Raw genomic sequence first — 3,725 nt, forward strand, 5'->3', positions numbered from 1 at the left:
TTGGCATGGGCGGTTTTTCGCCGGTACGGGAATATCAACCCGTTGTCCATCGACTACGCCTGTCGGCCTCGCCTTAGGTCCCGACTTACCCAGGGCAGATTAGCTTGACCCTGGAACCCTTGATCATTCGGCGGACGGGTTTCCCACCCGTCTTTCGCTACTCATGCCTGCATTCTCACTCGTGTAGGCTCCACCACTGGCTTCCGCCGCAGCTTCACTGCCCACACGACGCTCCCCTACCCACCAGCGCTCCTGAACCACGAAGGCTTGGATAATACGCTGATGCCACAACTTCGGCGGTGTACTTGAGCCCCGCTACATTGTCGGCGCGGAATCACTTGACCAGTGAGCTATTACGCACTCTTTCAAGGGTGGCTGCTTCTAAGCCAACCTCCTGGTTGTCTGGGCAACTCCACATCCTTTTCCACTTAGCACACGCTTAGGGGCCTTAGTTGGTGGTCTGGGCTGTTTCCCTCTCGACTATGAAGCTTATCCCCCACAGTCTCACTGCTGCGCTCTCACTTGCCGGCATTCGGAGTTTGGCTGACGTCAGTAACCTTGTAGGGCCCATCGGCCATCCAGTAGCTCTACCTCCGGCAAGAAACACGCAACGCTGCACCTAAATGCATTTCGGGGAGAACCAGCTATCACGGAGTTTGATTGGCCTTTCACCCCTACCCACAGCTCATCCCCTCCATTTTCAACTGAAGTGGGTTCGGTCCTCCACGCGCTCTTACACGCGCTTCAACCTGGCCATGGGTAGATCACTCCGCTTCGGGTCTAGATCACGCCACTGCAACGCCCTGTTCAGACTCGCTTTCGCTACGGCTTCCCCACACGGGTTAACCTCGCGACGTAACACTAACTCGCAGGCTCATTCTTCAAAAGGCACGCCGTCACAGCTACTAAGGCTGCTCCGACGGATTGTAAGCACACGGTTTCAGGTACTGTTTCACTCCCCTCCCGGGGTACTTTTCACCTTTCCCTCACGGTACTTGTCCGCTATCGGTCATCAGGTAGTATTCAGGCTTACCAGGTGGTCCTGGCAGATTCGCACGGGATTTCTCGGGCCCCGTGCTACTTGGGATACTCTCCAAGCGGCGTCACGCATTACGGTTACAGGGCTTACACCTTCTCCGGCCGGCCTTTCAAGACCGTTCACCTATACGCACGCACTCACTTTCGCTGTCCGGCAGAACAGCAGCGGAAAGTCCCGCAACCCCGGCCATGCAACGCCCGCCGGCTATCACACATGGACCGGTTTGGCCTCTTCCGCGTTCGCTCGCCACTACTGACGGAATCACTGTTGTTTTCTCTTCCTGCGGGTACTGAGATGTTTCACTTCCCCGCGTTCCCTCCACGCACCCTATGTGTTCAGGTACGGGTCACCCGGTCACTCGCGCGCCGGGCGGGGTTTCCCCATTCGGACATCCTGGGATCACCGTTCGGTTATCAACTCCCCCAGGCTTATCGCAGATTCCCACGTCCTTCTTCGGCTCCTGATGCCAAGGCATCCACCGTGTGCTCTTAAAAACTTGACCACAAAGATCAAAATCAGCTATTCGAGAGAACCAGGACAACCAACCGTCACAAAGACAGTCAGCCACCAGGTTCATCAAAAAAATTGCTTTAAGATGCTCGCGTCCACTATGTAGTTCTCAAACAACAACCCCGTCACCCCCACCCCCGCCACCCCACAAGGGGCGGCCGGCGCGGCAAGCGCAGGAAACAAGAGGAACCAACTTCTTCCCTCTCCTCACATCGCTGCAAGAATAAGGTCCTGTTGCCTCAGGACCCAACAGTGTGCCAAAAGACATCCCCCGCGAAACCAACCACACACGTTCCAAACACCCCGAAGGGCACCGTACTTAGCATGCGGCCAACCGCGAAAGACACCGAATCCGTTGATATTCCACCCATGAGCACCCGCCGGACAACAGACGCGTCCGCAACGGGCTTGCCCTGCAAACCACCCAACCCGCACTATGACAGGCCAGGAAAGGTTCGAGGAAGCTCCTTAGAAAGGAGGTGATCCAGCCGCACCTTCCGGTACGGCTACCTTGTTACGACTTAGTCCCAATCGCCGGTCCCACCTTCGACGGCTCCCTCCCACAAGGGGTTAGGCCACCGGCTTCGGGTGTTACCAACTTTCGTGACTTGACGGGCGGTGTGTACAAGGCCCGGGAACGTATTCACCGCAGCGTTGCTGATCTGCGATTACTAGCGACTCCGACTTCATGGGGTCGAGTTGCAGACCCCAATCCGAACTGAGACCGGCTTTTTGGGATTAGCTCCACCTCACAGTATCGCAACCCATTGTACCGGCCATTGTAGCATGCGTGAAGCCCAAGACATAAGGGGCATGATGATTTGACGTCGTCCCCACCTTCCTCCGAGTTGACCCCGGCAGTCTCCCATGAGTCCCCGCCATTACGCGCTGGCAACATGGAACGAGGGTTGCGCTCGTTGCGGGACTTAACCCAACATCTCACGACACGAGCTGACGACAACCATGCACCACCTGTGAACCGGCCCCGAAGGGAAGGACTGTTTCCAGCCCGATCCGGCCCATGTCAAGCCTTGGTAAGGTTCTTCGCGTTGCATCGAATTAATCCGCATGCTCCGCCGCTTGTGCGGGCCCCCGTCAATTCCTTTGAGTTTTAGCCTTGCGGCCGTACTCCCCAGGCGGGGCACTTAATGCGTTAGCTACGGCGCGGAAAACGTGGAATGTCCCCCACACCTAGTGCCCAACGTTTACGGCATGGACTACCAGGGTATCTAATCCTGTTCGCTCCCCATGCTTTCGCTCCTCAGCGTCAGTTACAGCCCAGAGACCTGCCTTCGCCATCGGTGTTCCTCCTGATATCTGCGCATTTCACCGCTACACCAGGAATTCCAGTCTCCCCTACTGCACTCTAGTCTGCCCGTACCCACTGCAGACCCGGGGTTGAGCCCCGGGCTTTCACAGCAGACGCGACAAACCGCCTACGAGCTCTTTACGCCCAATAATTCCGGACAACGCTTGCGCCCTACGTATTACCGCGGCTGCTGGCACGTAGTTAGCCGGCGCTTCTTCTGCAGGTACCGTCACTTTCGCTTCTTCCCTGCTGAAAGAGGTTTACAACCCGAAGGCATTCATCCCTCACGCGGCGTCGCTGCATCAGGCTTTCGCCCATTGTGCAATATTCCCCACTGCTGCCTCCCGTAGGAGTCTGGGCCGTGTCTCAGTCCCAGTGTGGCCGGTCACCCTCTCAGGCCGGCTACCCGTCGTCGCCTTGGTAGGCCATTACCCCACCAACAAGCTGATAGGCCGCGAGTCCATCCATGACCGAAAAATCTTTCCACCCGCCACCATGCGGTGACAGGTCATATCCGGTATTAGACCCGGTTTCCCAGGCTTATCCCAGAGTCAAGGGCAGGTTACTCACGTGTTACTCACCCGTTCGCCACTAATCCCCGGTGCAAGCACCGGATCATCGTTCGACTTGCATGTGTTAAGCACGCCGCCAGCGTTCGTCCTGAGCCAGGATCAAACTCTCCGTTAATGTTTCAAACAGACACAGCACCAACGGCCGGGAAAACGACCGAAGACACTGCACTAAATTCAAACCAGGCTGATAAAACCGCGACACACCACAGGGGCGGCACGCCACGGCACTTTCAACCAATAAATAATTGGTATCAACAAACTTGGCACACTATTGAGTTCTCAAACAACAGGAGCA

2 rRNA genes are annotated in these 3,725 nt (G+C 56.7%); both read right to left on the reverse strand.

The features are described 5' to 3' along the window. Positions 1–1,541 (reverse strand): 23S ribosomal RNA (locus tag AC5RUH_RS16480); the annotation flags it as partial. Between the two features lie 480 nt (positions 1,542–2,021). Next, positions 2,022–3,545, reverse strand: a 16S ribosomal RNA gene (locus AC5RUH_RS16485). Positions 3,546–3,725: the final 180 nt, after the last annotated feature.

It is taken from the genome of Arthrobacter sp. Y3223166 (genome assembly GCF_059090935.1).